The following is a 567-nucleotide window of genomic DNA, read 5'->3' on the forward strand; positions in this document are numbered from 1 at the left end:
GCTGGCGATCCAATATCCGGATTATGCCGCCTGGCAACGCCAATGGCTGTCGGGGGAACGGCTGCAGAAGCAGGCGCAGTATTGGCGCGACACCCTGTCTGACGCTCCGGCCCGTCTTGCGCTGCCGACGGACCGGCCGCGGCCGGCCCAGCAGTCGTATGCCGGGGCCGCTGTGCCTGTTGTCATCGATGCGGATCTGACGCGGGGTCTGAAGCGGCTGAGCCGGCAGCATGGCGCGACGTTGTTCATGACGGTGCTGGCGGCCTGGGCGGCGGTGCTGTCGCGTCTGTCGGGGCAGGACGACCTTGTGATCGGCGTGCCGAGCGCCAATCGAGGCCGGCGCGAGATCGAAGAGTTGATCGGCTTCTTCGTCAACACACTGGCGCTTCGGCTGGACCTGTCGGGCGAGCCGAGCGTGTCGGAGCTTCTGGAACGGACGCGGCGCACGGCCCTGGCTGCGCAGGAGCATCAGGACCTGCCGTTCGAGCAGGTGGTCGAGATCGTCAAGCCGCCCCGGGCTCTTGATCACACGCCGCTGTTCCAGGTGATGTTGGCCTGGCAGAACAA

1 protein-coding gene is annotated in these 567 nt (G+C 67.0%); it reads left to right on the plus strand.

All coding sequences use genetic code 11. The features are described 5' to 3' along the window. On the plus strand, positions 1 to 567 hold a 567-nt coding region (locus NKJ23_RS34585; protein WP_352496826.1), incomplete at both ends, for a condensation domain-containing protein.

Origin of the sequence: Mesorhizobium sp. M0184, from assembly GCF_040322215.1 — a bacterium.
GTDB lineage: Bacteria > Pseudomonadota > Alphaproteobacteria > Rhizobiales > Rhizobiaceae > Mesorhizobium.